1 protein-coding gene is annotated in these 314 nt (G+C 72.6%); it reads left to right on the top strand.

Annotated features, from left to right (window positions below):
• On the top strand, nucleotides 1-314 hold a 314-nt coding region (locus ACLWS4_RS38325), incomplete at both ends, for a 4Fe-4S dicluster domain-containing protein (RefSeq protein ID WP_416876614.1).

Genomic DNA, 314 nt, shown 5'->3' with positions numbered 1-314 from the left:
AGGCGGTGCACCGCTGCGTCGGGGTGGGCAAGTGCGTGGACACCACGACCGGGGTGATGTGCCCCAGCTACATGGTCACCGAGGAGGAGCGGCACTCCACCCGGGGCCGGGCCCGGCTGCTGGCCGAGATGCTGCGCGGGGAACTGCTGCCGGGTGAGGCACTGATCACCGACGGCTGGCGCTCCGAGGAGGTCCGGGAGGCACTGGACCTCTGCCTCGGCTGCAAGGGCTGCGCCAGTGACTGCCCGGTGCACGTGGACATGGCCACCTACCGCGCCGAGTTCCTGCACCGGCACCACCGCCGCCGGCTCCGC

The organism is Kitasatospora sp. SC0581, from assembly GCF_048159585.1.
Taxonomy (GTDB): Bacteria; Actinomycetota; Actinomycetes; order Streptomycetales; family Streptomycetaceae; genus Kitasatospora.
The sequence above is the reverse complement of the archived record's forward strand: the minus strand, read 5'-3'. Positions and strand labels throughout refer to the sequence as shown.